Source organism: Mesorhizobium sp. L2C084A000 (assembly GCF_000502875.1).
In the GTDB taxonomy this organism is placed as follows: Bacteria; Pseudomonadota; Alphaproteobacteria; order Rhizobiales; family Rhizobiaceae; genus Mesorhizobium.
Genome location: NZ_AYWX01000015.1, coordinates 23,651 through 38,971, shown reverse-complemented (window position 1 = coordinate 38,971; position 15,321 = coordinate 23,651). Strand labels below are relative to the sequence as shown.

The window sequence follows — 15,321 nt, the reverse complement described above, 5'->3', positions numbered from 1 at the left end:
GAACATATCATCACCGTCACGGCATGGATCTTAGGTCTGCGCCGCGTCGCTTCGCTCCTTGCTTCGCCCTAGGATGACGAAGTTATCGGGTCCGCTGCCAATCTTGAGGGTCGGCCCTTCCAGCCTTGCCGCCATCGCTTCTCTAACTGCCAGCAGCAACCTTCAGCCACAACGCCTTCTCACCCAACGTCCCGACCATGCCGGCGTGCGCGGCGCGTTCGGCTTCGGTGAGGCGGGGCCGCAGGGGTGCCGGGCGCTGGCTGATGATGATCTCGATCTGGCGGACATTTTCGCCTTGCGCCGGCGCGGTGGCGCTGTCGAGGATAAGGGCCGCCTGCTTGCCGCCGATCAGCTCGATATAGACCTCGGCCAGCAATTCGGAATCGAGCAGGGCGCCGTGCTTGGTGCGCCTGGTGTTGTCGATGCCGTAACGCCGGCAGAGCGCATCGAGCGAATTGGGGCCCATCGGGTGCTTGCGGCGCGCCAGCGCCAGCGTGTCGACGACGAGGCCGTTGTCGATGACGGGATGACCGAGCCGGCCGAATTCAACGTTCAGGAAGCCGATGTCGAAGGTTGCGTTGTGGGCGACCAGCTTGGCGCCGTCGGTGAAGTCCAGCCATTCCTGCACAATCTCGGCAAAGGTCGGCTTGCCCGCGAGGTCCGCCGCGCTGATGCCGTGCACCGCCTGTGCCTCGGCATGGATCGCGCGCCCTTGCGGGTTGATGTAGTGGTGGAAGGTCTTTCCGGTCGGGAAGCGGTTGACCAGCTCGACGCCGCCCAGCTCGATCACGCGGTCGTCGCGCGAATCGAGGCCGGTGGTTTCCGTGTCGAAGATGATCTCACGCATCGAATCAGTCGCTCCAAAGGAGCAGAATCATGAGACCGGAACAAAATGGCAATGGGAAACGAAGCTGATCAGGGCAATCACTACAGGTTTGCGCTGCCCCTCATCGCCCTGCCGGGCACTTCTCCCCGTATAGTGACGGGGAGAAGGACGCCTTCGCAAAGGATTTCGCCAATCTCCTGCGTTTGCAAGAGAGTAGCCGAGGTCGCGGCCAGCTCCTTCTCCCCGTCACTATACGGGGAGAAGATGCCGGCAGGCAGATGAGGGGCGGCGCTGACGTTGACAGACGGCAGCCAGTGTCAATGGCCCGGCTTGCCGACCCCGATCAGTTCCGCAATGATCGCATTCACCTGATCCCGCGCGGCGTCCAGCCCCTGGCCGGTGTCGACCACGAAATCGGCCTGACGACGCTTTTCCGCATCCGGCACCTGCTTGGCCAGGATCGACGCCAGTTTTTCCTCGGTCATGCCTGGCCGCGCCAGCACACGCTCACGCTGGGTCTCGGCCGATGCGGTGACGACGACGACCTTGTCGACGCGGTTGCGGCCGCCGGTTTCGAACAGCAGGGGAATATCGAGGACGGCGATCGGCGCGCCTGATCCACGATGCCTGGCCAGAAAGGCATCGGCGTCGGCGCGCACCAGCGGGTGAATGATCGCCTCGAGCCGCTTCAGCCCGGCGGCGTCGCCGAGCACGCGCGCGCCAAGTTTTGTCCGGTCGACCACCCCGGCAGATGTGGTGCCCGGAAAGGCGGCTTCGACCAGGGGCGCCGCCTTGCCGGCATAGAGGCGATGCACCGTCTCGTCGGAATCATGGACCGGCACGCCGGCGTCAGCGAACATCCTGGCCGTGGTCGACTTGCCCATGCCGATCGATCCGGTGAGGCCGAGCACGATCATGGTTTCGGCACCAGATCGGCAACGATGAGCGCGCGGAGTTCAGCTGTAACTCGCGGCCTGACGCCGAACCAGCGCTCGAAGCCGGGCGCGGCCTGATGCAGCAGCATGCCGAGGCCGTCGACCGTCTTCAGCTTTCGCGCGCGCGCTGCCGCGAGCAGCGGCGTCTCCAGCGGCACATAGACGATGTCGGTGACGATGGCATGGTCGGGCAGCCGGGCGGGATCGGCCGGCAGGCCTTCATTGCCATGCATGCCGAGCGCGGTGGTGTTGACCAGCAGGCCGGCATCGCCGAGCAGTTCATCCGTAGCCGCCATGCCATGCGCCGAGACACCGGCGCCGAAACGATCGCGCAGTTCTATAGCCCGGGAGAGCGTTCGGTTGACGATGCGGATGTCGGTCACGCCGCGCTCCTTCAGCGCATGGATGACGGCGCGCGACGCGCCGCCGGCGCCGAGCACCACCGCCGGACCCTTGCTTGCCCAGCCCGGTGCATGATCGTCGAGGTTGGCGGCAAAGCCGTGACCGTCGGTGTTGCCGCCCCACAGGACGCCATCCTCGAACCACAGCGTGTTGACGGCGCCGATTTCTTGCGCCGCCTGGTCGCGGCGTTCGGCCAATGCGAAAGCGGCTTCCTTGTGCGGGATGGTGATGTTGCCGCCGCGGTAGTCGTTTGCCTGCAACGTGTTCACGAACGCGCCAAAATCCTGCGGCGCGACATCGATGGCCTGGTAGCTCCCGTCGATGCCATGTTTGGCCAGCCAGTGGCCATGGATCTTCGGCGAGCGCGAATGCTTGACCGGATGGCCGGTGACGAAGGCCTTCTTTGACACCTCAGCCATCGATCGCTCCCAGGTCACGCAGTTCGGCGAGCAGCGGCAACAGCGGCAAGCCGACAATCGTGAAATGGTCGCCTTCGATTTTCTCGAACAATTGAATGCCTTCGCCTTCTACCTGGTAGGCGCCGACGCTGGACAGCGCCTTGGCGCCGACGCGGGCGAGATGGCGGCCGATGAAGGCCGGGTCGAGCTTGCGCATGGTCATCGAGGCGATGCCGACATGCCGCCACAAAACCCTGCCGTCGCGGACCAGAACAGCGGCGCTGTTGAGCTGATGGGTCTTGCCCGACAGAGCCAAGAGATGACGGCGTGCGCCTTCCCTATCGGCCGGCTTGTGGAACACCTCGTCGCCAAGGGACAGCGTCTGATCGCAGCCCAGCACCAGAACGCCCGGCCTGCGCTCGCTGACGTCGGTGGCCTTGGCCTCGGCCAGCACCAGGGCGACGTCCTCGGGCGAGACGCCGCTATCCTGCAAAGGCCCCTCGAGCGCCCGCTCGTCGACTTCAGCCGGCACCGCCTCGACATCGACGCCGGCATTGACGAGCATCGCCTTGCGGAACGGGCTGCCCGAAGCGAGGATGAGTTTCTCGGTCATGGTTTTAAGCGCCTGATCAATTGTCTAACCGTTGTTGAGATTCTGGCTCCAACAGAAAACCGCTGGCACCTTCGACCACCGTCACGGCATGGATCCTAGGGTCTCCGCGACGTCGCTTCGCTCCTGCTCCGCCCTAGGATGACGAAGGCGTGATGGCTTTTTTGGCCAATCGCGGATGTCGGGTTTGGCATCTGCGCTGTCGAACAGCAGCTGGCGGCTATCGCAAACCTTCGAAATTGGCCGAGACAATCCTCCCTTCGTCATCCTAGGGCGAAGCAAGGAGCGAAGCGACGCGGCGCAGACCCTAGGATCCATGCCGTGACCTTCGAACTTCGCGGCGTCGAAATAGCCGGGCAAAACCTCACCCGGCTGCTAGCCTCATTTATCTCGACTTCCCGCGCAGGGCAACGATCGCCGCCGCCGTTTCCTCGATCGAGCGGCGGCTGACGTCGATCATCGGCCAGCCATGGCGCGTGCAGATCTTGCGGGCATAGGCGAGCTCTTCGCTGATCGCCGCGCGGTCGACATAATCCGATGCCTCATACGAGCTGCTGTTGCCGAGGATGCGGTTTTGCCGGACATGCGAGATGCGCTCGGCGGTGGCGATCAGCCCGACGATCAGCGGCTTGCTGGCGGCAACCAGGCTTTCCGGCACCGGGACGCCAAGCACGATCGGGATGTTGGCGGTCTTGATGCCGCGGTTGGCGAGATAGATGCTGGTCGGCGTCTTCGACGTGCGAGAAATGCCGATCAGCACCACATCGGCATCGTCCATATTGAGCGGCAACTGGCCGTCATCATGGTCCATGGTGAAATTGAGCGCGTCGATGCGGCGGAAATATTCGGCGTCGAGGACATGCTGGGCGCCGACGCGGCGACCGGCCGGGGTGCCTAGATAGGACTGGAACACGGTCAGCACCGGCTCCAGCACCGACACGCAGGGCAGACCCATGGCCGCGCAGCGCTCGTCGATGCCGCGCGCCAGCTTCTGGTCGACGACCGTATAGAGGATGATGCCCGGTTCCTCCTCGATGTCCTCGAACACCTTCGCCACCTGCTTTTCGGTGCGGATAAGCGGATAGATATGCTCGATGGCGCGCGCGTCCTTGTACTGCGCCGAGGCCGCCCGGCCGGCGGCGAGCAGCGTTTCGCCGGTCGCGTCGGAAATCAGGTGCAGGTGGAAGAAGCTCTGGGGTTTGTTCACAGGGGTCACCTGGGGCTGTGGGCTTCTGTGGATAAAGCGGGATGAAAAGACGGGCCTGTCGGAGGCGACTGTATCAGATGGCAGTTTGTCCACAATTCGATGCGCTGTCAGCTTCGTCGGGCGACTGGGGACAAGTTTGGGGACGGCTTTTTTCGACTACGGTCCGTCCACAGGACCTGCCTTTCATCGCTGTGCCTAACACTTTGACTCGATTGATCGATTCGGAGCTATCCCCAGAACCCTACATCTGGGAAAAAGAAGCACGCGACAATATGTTGGCTGGTGTTTTCCGGGGCAAAGCGGGACAGGTGACAACCACCAGAACCAACAGACTCTTAGAATCAGAAGAATCTTAGATATAAGAATCTTTGATTATAGAAGAGGCTGGGAGAAGCGAGCGCCCGATGCCCCAGAACCGGATCATGCTGGATGTCCTGAAGGGCAAGGCCCATTTTCCGCCTCCGCTCTGGATGATGCGTCAGGCTGGGCGCTATCTGCCGGAGTATCGGGAGACACGCAGGCGAGCAGGCTCGTTCCTGGACCTCTGCTACGATCCTGACCTTGCGGTCGAAGTGACCTTGCAGCCGATCGAGCGTTTTGGTTTCGATGCCTCGATCCTGTTTTCCGATATCCTTGTCGTTCCGCATGCGCTTGGCCGTGACGTGCGCTTCGAAGAGGGCAGAGGGCCGCTGCTGACGCCGATCACCGCGCCGGAGATCTTGGCTCTGGAAGGCAAGGTGTTTCACGTGAATCTCGAACCGGTCTACGAGACGGTTCGCCGGTTGCGGGCCAAACTCCCCGAAGAGACAACCCTGATAGGCTTCTGCGGCGCGCCGTGGACGGTGGCGACCTACATGATCGCCGGCCATGGCACACCCGACCAGGCGCCGGCGCGGCTTTTTGCCTATCGCGAGCCGGTGGCGTTTCAACGACTGCTGAAGGTGCTTGCCGAACATTCGGCCGCCTATCTCATCCGCCAGATCGAGGCGGGTGCGGATGTGGTGCAGATTTTCGATTCCTGGTCCGGCGTGCTGGACGATGAAACTTTCGACCTGTTCTGCGTTCAGCCAATGGCCGAGATCGTTGGCCGGGTGCGGGCGGTTCATCCCGATGTTCCGATCATCGGTTTTCCCAAGGGCGCCGGTTCGCGCTACCGGACCTATCGGCAAAAGACCGGCGTAACGGCGCTGGGGATCGACTGGACGGTGCCCTTGGTCGCGGCGAAGGAATTGCAGCGCTCAGGTGCGGTTCAGGGCAATCTCGATCCCTTGCGGCTCGTGGCTGGCGGCAAGGCGCTGTCGGATGGCGTCGAGGCGATCCTGGGAGCGCTGGGAGACGGGCCGCTGATCTTCAACCTCGGCCACGGCATCACGCCGGAGACGCCGATCGCCCATGTCGAGGCGATGGTGAAACAGGTGCGGAGCGCGACACGCTGATGGCTCAGATGAACAACACGAACAGCACCGGCCAGGCGATGATGCGCATGATATCAGGTATCGCCGTACTGGTCGTTTTCACCGCGCTTTTGTATTTCGCGGCACCCGACAGTTTCTATCCCTGGGCCAAGGCGATCCATATCCTCGCCGTCATCTCATGGATGGCGGGCATGCTCTATCTGCCGCGGCTGCTGGTCTATCACGCCGATGCCGAGAAGGGCTCGGTGCAGTCGGAAACCTTCAAGGTGATGGAGCGGCGCCTGCTGCGGGGCATCATCAACCCGGCGATGATCGTCACCTGGGTGTTCGGCCTGTGGCTCGCCTGGAAGGGTTTTGGTTTCCACGGCGGCTGGCTGCACGCCAAGATCGGAGCGGTGCTTTTGCTGTCGGCCATGCATGGCTATCTCTCGGGCGCGGTGCGCAAATTCGCCGAGGACCGCAATGAAAAACCGGCCAGGCACTGGCGAATGGTCAACGAGATCCCCACATTGCTGATGATCGCAATCGTCATCCTGGTGGTGGTCAAGCCGTTCTGATGCATGTCGATCAAAACGGCCAGGAGCCAGCGACAGGCATTGATGCGTTTTAAGCCTTCATAGGCCACGCAAAACGCAGCTTGCTCTTTCACCCGACCGACGATAAAAGACGGGTCTTCCTTCCCGTCATGCGCCGCCCCTCGTTGTTTTCGGCCGCGCCCGGCATTTGTCGCATCCCGCCGATATTTTCCCAAAGCTTACCCAGACTCCATCTATTCAAGGTCCGTCTATGCAAGAAATGAAACTCGCCGAGTTCAAGAACAAGAAACCGCCAGAGCTGATCGCTTATGCCGAATCGCTCGAGGTCGAAAACGCCAGCGTCATGCGCAAGCAGGAGCTGATGTTTGCGATCCTGAAGAAGCTGGCCGCCCAGGAGATCGAGATCATCGGTGATGGCGTGGTCGAGGTGCTGCAGGACGGTTTCGGCTTCCTGCGCTCCGCCAACGCCAATTATCTGCCAGGTCCCGACGACATCTATATTTCGCCGTCGCAGATCCGGCGCTTTTCGCTGAAGACCGGCGATACGGTCGAAGGGCCGATCCGCAGCCCGAAAGAGGGCGAGCGCTATTTCGCGCTGCTCAAGGTCAACACCATCAATTTCGACGATCCCGAGAAGATCCGTCACAAGATCCACTTCGACAATCTGACGCCGCTCTATCCGACCAAGCGGCTGAAGATGGAAATCGAGAATGTGACCACCAAGGACATCTCGGCCCGCGTGATCGACCTCGTCGCGCCGATCGGCAAGGGACAGCGCGCTTTGATCAACGCGCAGCCGCGTACCGGCAAGACGGTTCTGATGCAGAACATCGCCCACTCGATCACCGCCAACCATCCGGAATGCTATCTGATCGTGCTTCTGATCGACGAGCGGCCGGAAGAAGTGACCGACATGCAGCGCTCGGTGAAGGGCGAGGTGATCTCCTCGACCTTCGACGAGCCGGCGGTGCGCCACGTGCAGGTCGCCGAAATGGTCATCGAAAAGGCCAAGCGCCTGGTCGAACATGGCCGCGATGTCGTCATCCTGCTCGATTCGATCACCCGCCTCGGCCGCGCCTACAACACCGTCGTGCCGTCATCCGGCAAGGTGCTGACCGGTGGTGTCGACGCCAACGCCCTGCAGCGGCCGAAGCGCTTCTTCGGCGCCGCCCGCAACATCGAGGAAGGCGGCTCGCTGACCATCATCGCCACCGCGCTGATCGATACCGGCAGCCGCATGGACGAAGTCATCTTCGAAGAGTTCAAGGGCACCGGCAACTGCGAGATCCAGCTCGACCGCAAGGTGGCCGACAAGCGCATCTATCCGGCCATGGACATCTTGAAGTCCGGCACCCGCAAGGAGGACCTGCTGGTCTCCAAGCAGGATCTGCAGAAGATTTTTGTGCTGCGCCGCATCCTGGCGCCGATGGGAACCACCGACGCGATCGAGTTCCTGATCGACAAGCTGAAGCAGACCAAGACCAATGCGGATTTCTTCGATTCGATGAACACGTAAAGGTCAGGCCGAAATCTTCCGGTCTCTGTATTGAAGCCCCATTCCGCGAAACCGGGATGGGGTTTTTCATTGTCCGGCGGCAAGTCGCTTTCCCGATATCGGGCGGCTGTATGCGGCGGCGGACGATTTCGCGTTCATGCAAAGCTCGTGTCTGCAAACTGGAAGCAGCGACGTGAAGAAGACAATCCCGACCCTGATCGGCTTTTCGGCCATCCTGACCTGGTCTTTCCTGGCGCTGCTGTCGACCGCCGCGGGCTCGATCCCGCCGTTTCAGCTGGCAGCCATGACCTTCTTGCTTGGAGGGCTGGTTGGCGCCGGCAGCTGGATCTTTCGCCCAGGCGCGATCCGGTCGCTGCGGCAGCCATGGCCGGTCTGGGCGGTCGGCACGGCGGGACTGTGCATCTACCACTGCGCCTATTTTTTCGCGATCCAGTCGGCGCCGCCGGTCGAGGTCAGCTTGATCGCCTATCTCTGGCCACTGCTGATCGTTGTTTTCGCCGCCTTCCTGCCTGGCGAAAGGCTCCGGGTTCATCACATCGTCGGCGTCGTTCTAGGGCTTGCCGGCGCCATCGTGGTGATCACCAAGGGCGGCAATGTCGGCCTAGCCAATGGGGTGATGAAGGGCCATGTCATCGCGCTCTTCTGCGCCTTCATCTGGGCTGGCTATTCCGTCCTGTCACGCCGCTTCGGCCAGGTGCCGACGGATGTCGTGGCCGGTTATTGCTTCATCACGGCGGCGGTCGCTTTCTCGCTGCACCTGATGCTTGAGACCACGGTCTGGCCGCAGACGCCGACGCAGTGGACGGCTATCGTCATTCTGGGCACGATTCCTCTGGGAGCCGGCTTCTACGCCTGGGATTTTGGCTGCAAGCACGGTGACATCATGATCCTTGGCGCCCTGTCCTACGCCGCGCCGCTGTTGTCGGTCATCGTGCTGTTGCTGGCAGGCTTTGGTGTGTTTCACTGGTCGGTGGCGCTCGCCTGCGTGCTGATCACCATCGGTGCGGTGATCGCCGCCAAGGATTTGCTGTTCAAGCGCCGGCCGGCTGGTTCTTCGACCGAGGCGTTCTCCGAGCCGGCGCAAGGCGCCTGACCTATTGGTGGTTGAGAAGGCGTTCCAGCTCTTCGGGATCCGTGACGGCGGGAAGACAAACCTGGCCGGTGCAGAGCCAGGCGCCCGCTTTATCGGTCGGCGGCAGCATCCCGCCGGGTAGCAAGGGTCGATTCGTATCCGTACCGATCGGCACGATGATGTCCACCCGCCTTGGATCCGGGTTTTGATTCGCAACCGGAACGAGCTTTGGATCGCCCAGCGTATCGACGATGACCAGTTTGAGCGGCTCGATCGCCAGCGCGCAGGCGTTGACGATGCCGGCCTGGCCATAGGCTTGGTTTGCGGCACGGCCGGCGGCATGTTCGGCGACCTCCCAGGCTTTCTCGTGCAGCTCGAGATCGCCGGTGACGGAGGCGAGCCGGACCAGTGCTTCGATGATTTGGCCGGTGGCGGACGGAATGGCCTCGTCGACATCGCCGCGGATGCGGATCGGCACGTCGGTGCTGTCCGAGGCAGTCAGGTAATAACCTGCCTTTTCGGTATCGGCGTGCCAATGGTCGAGCTGCTCGACAAACTGGCCGGCCTGGTCGACATAGCTCCAATCCCCAGTGGCCTCGAACAGCGAGATGGCTGCGTTGGTCATGGCGGCATAGTCGCTGGACAAAGCAGGAAACAGTTTTCTGGCGCCGAGCATCGAATGCGGCAAGCGGCCGTCGCGGCTGGCAGCGCGGATATGGGCAAAGGCTTTTGCCGCCGCATCGATCCAGTCAGGCCGCGCCAGCGACCGGCCGGCTTCTGCAATCGCCGCGATCATCTGGCCGTTCCAATCGGTGAGGGTCTTTGCGTCAAGGCCGGGCCTGACCCGCTCTTCCCGGACTGCAAGGAGTTTCCCCTTGAGCGGGCTGATCTCTTCGCGATCGATCACATATTGCGATTGCTGGGACAGGGTTTGGTGAACAACCGGCTTGCCTTCCCAGCCATGCGGGCTGGAGAGCGTGAAGTGATTGACAAACAAGGCGGAATCGTCACCGAGTGCGGCCTCGACCTCGTCTTTGCTCCAAGTGTAGAACAGCCCTTCCTCGCCGTCGCTGTCGGCGTCGAGACTGGCGGCAAATGCGCCGCCGTCGACGCGCATTTCGCGCAGCAGCCAGTCGATCGTCTCTTCGATTCGGACCCGGAACAACTCGTTGCCGCTTGCGGCATAGGCCCAGTTGCAGAAGCGGATCAGCTGGGCATTGTCGTAAAGCATCTTTTCGAAATGCGGCACCAGCCATTCGGCGTCGGTCGAGTAACGGCTGAGCCCGCCGCCGATATGGTCGTAGATGCCGCCGCTCACCATCTGCTCAAGACTGAGTAGGACGTCGTCGCGGTGGCTGGCGTTGCCGTCGCGCAGCCAGGACAGCCACAGCGTTTGCATGAACGGCGCATTGGGGAATTTCGGCGCGCCGCTTAAGCCGCCGAGATCGCGGTCGATCATGCCGTCTATGCCCTTGGCAAGCTCAGCCAGCGTGCCGCGATCGAGCCCTGTTTTCGCATGCGAGCCGGCAAGCCGCGCCTCGACATGTAAGGTCAGGCCGTCGGCACTCTGGTTGAGGCTCGCCCGCTTCTCGCGCCAGGCCTTGTCCACCGCCTCCATCACCTGGATGAAACCGGGGCGGCCATAGCGTGGCTCGCGCGGAAAATAGGTGCCGCCCCAGAACGGCTTGCCGTCCGGCGTCAGGAACATGGTCAGCGGCCAGCCGCCTTGCTCGCCCATGGCGGAGAGTGCAGCCATATAGATCTGGTCGATGTCGGGACGCTCCTCGCGGTCGACCTTGATATTGACGAACAGACGGTTCATGACGGCGGCGACACCATCGTTCTCGAAGCTTTCATGCGCCATGACGTGGCACCAGTGGCAGGCGGCATAGCCGACCGAGAGCAGGATCGGCCTGTCCAGCGCCTTCGCCTCCTCGAGCGAAGCCGGCGACCAGGCGCGCCAGTGCACGGGATTGCCGCTGTGCTGCTGCAGATAGGGGCTTGCTTCTTCAGCGAGCAGGTTTTGCGCGGGCAACGTCACGATGGGCAAACTCGGATGGGTCGGATAGGCGTAAAGCTAGGGCGGTTCGGTAGAGCGGGCAAATGATTTCAGGCGGTTCCATCGTAGCGCTGTCGAGCGGCCGGCTTCCGGCCGGGGTTGGCGTCATCCGCATTTCCGGCCCGCAGACTCGATTCGTGGTCGAAACGATTGCCGGCGGCATGGTTAAGGACCGCTCGGCAGTTCTGCGCCGATTCAGGGCACCCGACGGGACCGTGCTCGACACCGGCCTGGTCGTTTTCTTTCGCGGTCCGGCCAGTTTCACCGGCGAGGACGTTGCGGAATTCCATGTTCACGGCGGTCGTGCCGTTGTGGCAAAAATGCTGGAGACGATCGCAGGCCTTGACGGCGTCAGGCACGCGGAACCCGGCGAATTCACGCGCCGGGCCTTTCTCAACGGCAAGGTCGACCTTGTCGAGACCGAGGCACTGGCGGATCTCGTCAACGCCGAGACCGAGGCGCAGCGGCGTTTTGCCGTTCAAAATGCCGAAGGCGTTCAGAGCGAACTCTATCTCGGCTGGCGCCGCAGACTGATCCATGCCCGCGCCATGATCGAGGCGGAAATCGATTTCGCCGATGAGGACGATGTCCCCGGTTCCGTTTCGGATACGGTCTGGTCCGATGTCAGGACGATGATCGGCGAGATCGATCGCCACATCGCCGGGTTTCGCGCCGCCGAGATCATTCGCGACGGCTTCGAGGTCGTGATCCTTGGCGCGCCCAACGCCGGTAAGTCGAGTCTGTTCAATGCCCTGGCCCGGCGGGATGCGGCTATAGTAACGGATGAACCCGGCACGACGCGGGATCTGCTTGAAGTGACACTTGATCTCCAGGGGCTGCGGGTCCGGCTTACCGATACGGCCGGGCTGCGCGATGCGCCGGGGAAGGTCGAGGCGATCGGCATCGAGAAGGCGAGGGCCAAGGCGCATGGCGCCGATCTCTTGCTGTTGCTGCAGGATGTTACGAATCCTGGGGATATTCGTTCATTGCCGACCGCGGCGCCGACCTTGCGCGTTGGCACCAAGCGCGATCTGCTGGAAGACCGCGCGGCGAGCGGGGCGATGGAAGACTACAACCTTGTCATTTCGGTAAAAAACGGGACGGGCGTGGAGAGACTGCTGGCGGAAATCGGCCGGCGAGCTGCCGAAGCAGCCGGCAGCGTCGGTGATGTTTTGCCATCGCGCCTGCGCCACGTCGAATTGCTTGGCGCAGCGAATAGGCACCTGCTTCGTGCAACCGACGGCCAGACTGTCGGGCAGGAATTGCGCGCCGAAGAGTTGCGGCTTGCCGCGGATCGCCTGGGCCGTATTGTCGGCGCCATCGACGTCGAGGAGATGCTGGATGTGATTTTCTCACAGTTCTGTATTGGGAAATGACTCACGTGAAACAGTGCGGTGTATCGCTTCGTCATCCACGGGCGAAGCAAGGAGCGCAGCGACGCAGCGCAGACCCGAGGATCCATGCCGCGACATCAAAGCAGCGGCCACGATGCAGAATTCTGCTCCGCTGTACCCTTTGGCCAAGGTCACGGCATGGATCCTCGGGTCTCCGCGACGCCGATTCGCGGACGCTCCGCCCGTGGATGACGAAGGCGGGGAGGCTTCGTCTGGGCCACCGCGCTGCGCTGCCTGTGTGACTCACGTGAAACGCGTCAGGCAGCCTTGGTGACTCACGTGAAACATGGAGCTGACAGCCCGCAAGGTTGTTTCACGTGAAACGACCCGCGGAGTTTTCTTGACAGCAAAGCCTCACGGGGACATGTGTCCCTGATTCATTTGAGTCTAGGACGTTTGGAAATGACCAATCACTATGATGTGGTTGTGGTGGGCGGTGGCCACGCCGGGTGCGAGGCGGCCAGCGCTGCAGCGCGCGCCGGTGCGAAGACCGCTTTGGTGACGCTGCGTTTCGACACGATCGGGGTCATGTCGTGCAATCCGGCGATCGGCGGGCTCGGCAAGGGTCACCTGGTTCGCGAGATCGATGCCATGGACGGCTTGATGGGGCGGGTGGCGGATGCTGCCGGTATCCAGTTCCGCCTGCTCAACCGCCGCAAGGGCCCAGCAGTACGCGGGCCGCGCACGCAGGCCGACCGAAAGCTCTATCGCCTCGCCATGCAGGAAGCGATTCGGCAGCAGAAAGATCTCGACGTGGTCGAAGGCGAGGTTCTGGACTTCGAAATCGACGATGGGCAGATCGTGGCCGTTCTCTTGGCCGATGGAAGGCGGCTTGCCTGTGGCGCTGTCGTTTTGACGACCGGAACTTTCCTGCGCGGACTTATCCATATCGGCGAGAAGAAGATTGTTGCCGGCCGCATGAACGAACAGGCCAGTCTTGGTCTGTCGGCGACGATGGACCGCGCCGGCTTCAAGCTCGGTCGGCTGAAGACCGGCACGCCGCCGCGGCTCGACGGCCGGACCATCGACTGGGCGTCGCTGGAAAGCCAGGCGGCGGATGAGAATCCTGTGCCGTTCTCGCTGATGACCGACCGCATCACCACGCCGCAGATCGAGTGCGGCATCACCCGCACGATGACGGCCACGCATGAGCTGATCCGCGCCAATCTCGGCCGCTCCGCCATGTATTCCGGCTCGATCGAAGGTGTCGGACCGCGCTACTGCCCGTCGATCGAGGACAAGATCGTCAAGTTCGGCGACAGGGACGGGCACCAGATCTTTCTGGAGCCGGAAGGGCTGGACGATGATACCGTTTATCCCAATGGTATTTCGACCTCGCTGCCCGAAGACGTACAGCTCGATATATTGAAAACCATCCCAGGGCTGGAGCGCGCAACCATGCTGCAGCCCGGCTATGCCATCGAGTATGATCACGTCGATCCGCGCGAACTGCATCAGACGCTGGAGACGAAGCGCATCAGTGGTCTTTTCCTCGCCGGGCAGATCAACGGCACGACCGGCTATGAGGAAGCAGCCGGGCAAGGCTTGCTCGCAGGCCTCAATGCGGCGCGGCGGGCGGCGGGGAGCGAGCAGATCGTGCTCAGCCGCACCGAAGCCTATATTGGGGTGATGGTCGACGACCTGACCAGCCGCGGCATCAGCGAACCCTACCGGATGTTCACCTCTCGGGCCGAATTCCGGCTGTCGCTGCGTGCCGACAATGCGGATGAACGACTGACGCCTCTGGCTGCGAAGCTGGGCATCGCTTCGGCACAGCGCATGCAACGCTACGGGCAGGTCATGCAAAGCCTGGATGAGGCGCGGGACTTGGCGAAGTCGCTCGCCCTGACGCCGAACGAGGCGGCGCGACACGGGCTGGACATCAACCGGGATGGCGTGCGCCGGTCCGGCTATGAATTGCTGTCCTATCCTGACGTCGATGTCGCTTGGCTGGCCGGCGTCGATCCGCGCTTTGCGGCGATCGACGGCAAGACGGCGGAGCGCCTCGAGACGGAAGCGAAGTATTCTGTCTATCTGGATCGTCAGAAAACTGACGTGGCGCAAATCCGGCATGAGGAGAGCCGGCTTATCCCCGAGACGGTCGATTTCGCCGGAGTGCCGGGTCTGTCGAACGAGCTGAAGCAGAAGATGCAGGCGCGGCGGCCGCGCTCCATCGCTGATGCCCAGCGCATGGAAGGCATGACGCCGGCGGCGCTGGCGATCATCGTCGCGCATGTCCGTCACGCGGAAAGCACCCAGCGCCCACAAAAGGAAGTTGCGTGAGTTCTATTTCCCTAGAGAGCCTGCAGGACGCGGCAGGCCCGGTTTCACGTGAAACATTCGATCGGCTGGTGGCCTTCGAGCAGATGTTCCAGAAATGGAATCGCAGCATCAATCTGGTGGCGCAATCGACGTCGGGCGATGTCTGGCAGCGCCATATCCTGGACAGCGCCCAACTCGGACGCATAGAACCGGTTGCCACGCGCTGGGTGGATCTCGGCTCGGGCGGCGGATTTCCGGGCCTTGTCATGGCTTTCCTGCTTGCCGAGCGCGACGGCGCCAGCATCGACCTGGTTGAAAGCAATCGCAAAAAGGCGTCCTTCCTGCAGACCGTCGTCGGGCAGTTCAGGCTGCCGGCGCGAGTCGTGGCGCGCCGCATCGATGACAGCCATGCGCTTGTTTCGACACCGCAAGTTGTCACGGCGCGGGCTTTGGCCTCGCTTTCGACCTTGCTGGACCTGTCGGCGCCATGGCTGACGTCAGGCGCGCGCGGCCTGTTCCACAAAGGCCGGGATTACCGCGCCGAAGTGGAAGAAAGCGTTCACCGATGGTCCTTCGATCTGGTAGAACATCCAAGTGTGACCGACCCGCATGGGGTCATCCTTGAACTGTCCAACCTGCGACCTGTCTGATCCGCGACGTGTCAGACGCTTTGGCGATCCCAAAATGAA

The 15,321-nt window shown here is 62.5% G+C and carries 13 protein-coding genes; 7 read left to right on the top strand and 6 right to left on the bottom strand.

Annotated features, from left to right (window positions below; genetic code table 11):
• Positions 1–142: 142 nt before the first annotated feature.
• From dnaQ to X735_RS140650, 5 genes are all read right to left on the bottom strand, one after another.
• Positions 143–847 carry a DNA polymerase III subunit epsilon gene (gene dnaQ, locus X735_RS140630; RefSeq protein WP_023813418.1) on the bottom strand — a complete coding sequence of 235 codons (705 nt, stop codon included), beginning with the start codon at positions 845–847 and terminating at the stop codon, positions 143–145.
• A gap of 296 nt (positions 848–1,143) precedes the next feature.
• The gene (coaE, locus tag X735_RS140635; protein WP_023813417.1) at positions 1,144–1,743 is read right to left on the bottom strand and encodes a dephospho-CoA kinase; all 600 of its coding nucleotides are present in this window, start codon (positions 1,741–1,743) and stop codon (positions 1,144–1,146) included.
• Complete coding sequence (locus X735_RS140640; RefSeq protein ID WP_023813416.1) at positions 1,740–2,582, bottom strand: shikimate dehydrogenase; 843 nt, start codon at positions 2,580–2,582, stop codon at positions 1,740–1,742. Before X735_RS140640 ends, coaE begins: the two co-directional genes overlap by 4 nt.
• Positions 2,575–3,174 (bottom strand): Maf-like protein, encoded by a 600-nt coding sequence (locus X735_RS140645; RefSeq protein WP_023813415.1) that lies wholly within the window; start codon positions 3,172–3,174, stop codon positions 2,575–2,577. The genes X735_RS140640 and X735_RS140645 overlap by 8 nt, the downstream gene beginning before the upstream one ends.
• 382 nt (positions 3,175–3,556) lie before the next feature.
• The gene (locus X735_RS140650) at positions 3,557–4,378 is read right to left on the bottom strand and encodes a pyruvate, water dikinase regulatory protein (protein WP_023813414.1); all 822 of its coding nucleotides are present in this window, start codon (positions 4,376–4,378) and stop codon (positions 3,557–3,559) included.
• Positions 4,379–4,782: 404 nt separating this feature from the next.
• Here X735_RS140650 and hemE point away from each other — a divergent pair, with 404 nt between their 5' ends.
• The 4 genes from hemE (at position 4,783) to X735_RS140670 (ending at position 8,938) form a co-directional block, all read left to right on the top strand.
• Entirely contained in the window at positions 4,783–5,814 is a 1,032-nt protein-coding gene (gene hemE / locus X735_RS140655; RefSeq protein ID WP_023813413.1) for a uroporphyrinogen decarboxylase, read from the top strand.
• Positions 5,814–6,350 carry a protoporphyrinogen oxidase HemJ gene (hemJ, locus tag X735_RS140660; RefSeq protein ID WP_023813412.1) on the top strand — a complete coding sequence of 179 codons (537 nt, stop codon included), beginning with the start codon at positions 5,814–5,816 and terminating at the stop codon, positions 6,348–6,350. The genes hemE and hemJ overlap by 1 nt, the downstream gene beginning before the upstream one ends.
• Before the next feature lie 229 nt (positions 6,351–6,579).
• On the top strand, positions 6,580–7,845 hold the full coding sequence (rho, locus tag X735_RS140665) for a transcription termination factor Rho (protein WP_013528732.1): 1,266 nt from the start codon (positions 6,580–6,582) through the stop codon (positions 7,843–7,845).
• 172 nt (positions 7,846–8,017) lie between these two features.
• Positions 8,018–8,938: an EamA family transporter gene (locus tag X735_RS140670; protein ID WP_031213659.1), complete on the top strand. Its 921-nt coding sequence runs from the start codon at positions 8,018–8,020 to the stop codon at positions 8,936–8,938.
• 1 nt (position 8,939) lies between these two features.
• On the opposite strand, the gene X735_RS140675 is transcribed toward X735_RS140670, so the two are convergent.
• Positions 8,940–10,958: a thioredoxin domain-containing protein gene (locus X735_RS140675; RefSeq protein WP_032909446.1), complete on the bottom strand. Its 2,019-nt coding sequence runs from the start codon at positions 10,956–10,958 to the stop codon at positions 8,940–8,942.
• 62 nt (positions 10,959–11,020) lie between these two features.
• On the opposite strand from X735_RS140675, the gene mnmE reads away from it, so the two are divergent.
• The 3 genes from mnmE (at position 11,021) to rsmG (ending at position 15,282) form a co-directional block, all read left to right on the top strand.
• On the top strand, positions 11,021–12,352 hold the full coding sequence (mnmE, locus tag X735_RS140680; RefSeq protein ID WP_023813408.1) for a tRNA uridine-5-carboxymethylaminomethyl(34) synthesis GTPase MnmE: 1,332 nt from the start codon (positions 11,021–11,023) through the stop codon (positions 12,350–12,352).
• A 420-nt stretch (positions 12,353–12,772) separates the two neighbouring features.
• The gene (gene mnmG / locus X735_RS140685) at positions 12,773–14,653 is read left to right on the top strand and encodes a tRNA uridine-5-carboxymethylaminomethyl(34) synthesis enzyme MnmG (protein ID WP_023813407.1); all 1,881 of its coding nucleotides are present in this window, start codon (positions 12,773–12,775) and stop codon (positions 14,651–14,653) included.
• A complete protein-coding gene (rsmG, locus tag X735_RS140690; protein ID WP_031213658.1) occupies positions 14,650–15,282 on the top strand; it encodes a 16S rRNA (guanine(527)-N(7))-methyltransferase RsmG in 633 nt (210 codons plus the stop codon). The genes mnmG and rsmG overlap by 4 nt, the downstream gene beginning before the upstream one ends.
• Positions 15,283–15,321 lie beyond the last annotated feature (39 nt).

Bases quoted from the DNA above. Each gene is read 5' to 3' on its own strand.
- coaE (WP_023813417.1), bottom strand. From the start codon at position 1,743: ATGATCGTGCTCGGCCTCACCGGATCGATCGGCATGGGCAAGTCGACC.
- dnaQ (WP_023813418.1), bottom strand. From the start codon at position 847: ATGCGTGAGATCATCTTCGACACGGAAACCACCGGCCTCGATTCGCGC.
- X735_RS140640 (WP_023813416.1), bottom strand. From the start codon at position 2,582: ATGGCTGAGGTGTCAAAGAAGGCCTTCGTCACCGGCCATCCGGTCAAG.
- mnmE (WP_023813408.1), top strand. From the start codon at position 11,021: ATGATTTCAGGCGGTTCCATCGTAGCGCTGTCGAGCGGCCGGCTTCCG.
- hemE (WP_023813413.1), top strand. From the start codon at position 4,783: ATGCCCCAGAACCGGATCATGCTGGATGTCCTGAAGGGCAAGGCCCAT.
- mnmG (WP_023813407.1), top strand. From the start codon at position 12,773: ATGACCAATCACTATGATGTGGTTGTGGTGGGCGGTGGCCACGCCGGG.
- hemJ (WP_023813412.1), top strand. From the start codon at position 5,814: ATGGCTCAGATGAACAACACGAACAGCACCGGCCAGGCGATGATGCGC.
- X735_RS140645 (WP_023813415.1), bottom strand. From the start codon at position 3,174: ATGACCGAGAAACTCATCCTCGCTTCGGGCAGCCCGTTCCGCAAGGCG.
- rho (WP_013528732.1), top strand. From the start codon at position 6,580: ATGCAAGAAATGAAACTCGCCGAGTTCAAGAACAAGAAACCGCCAGAG.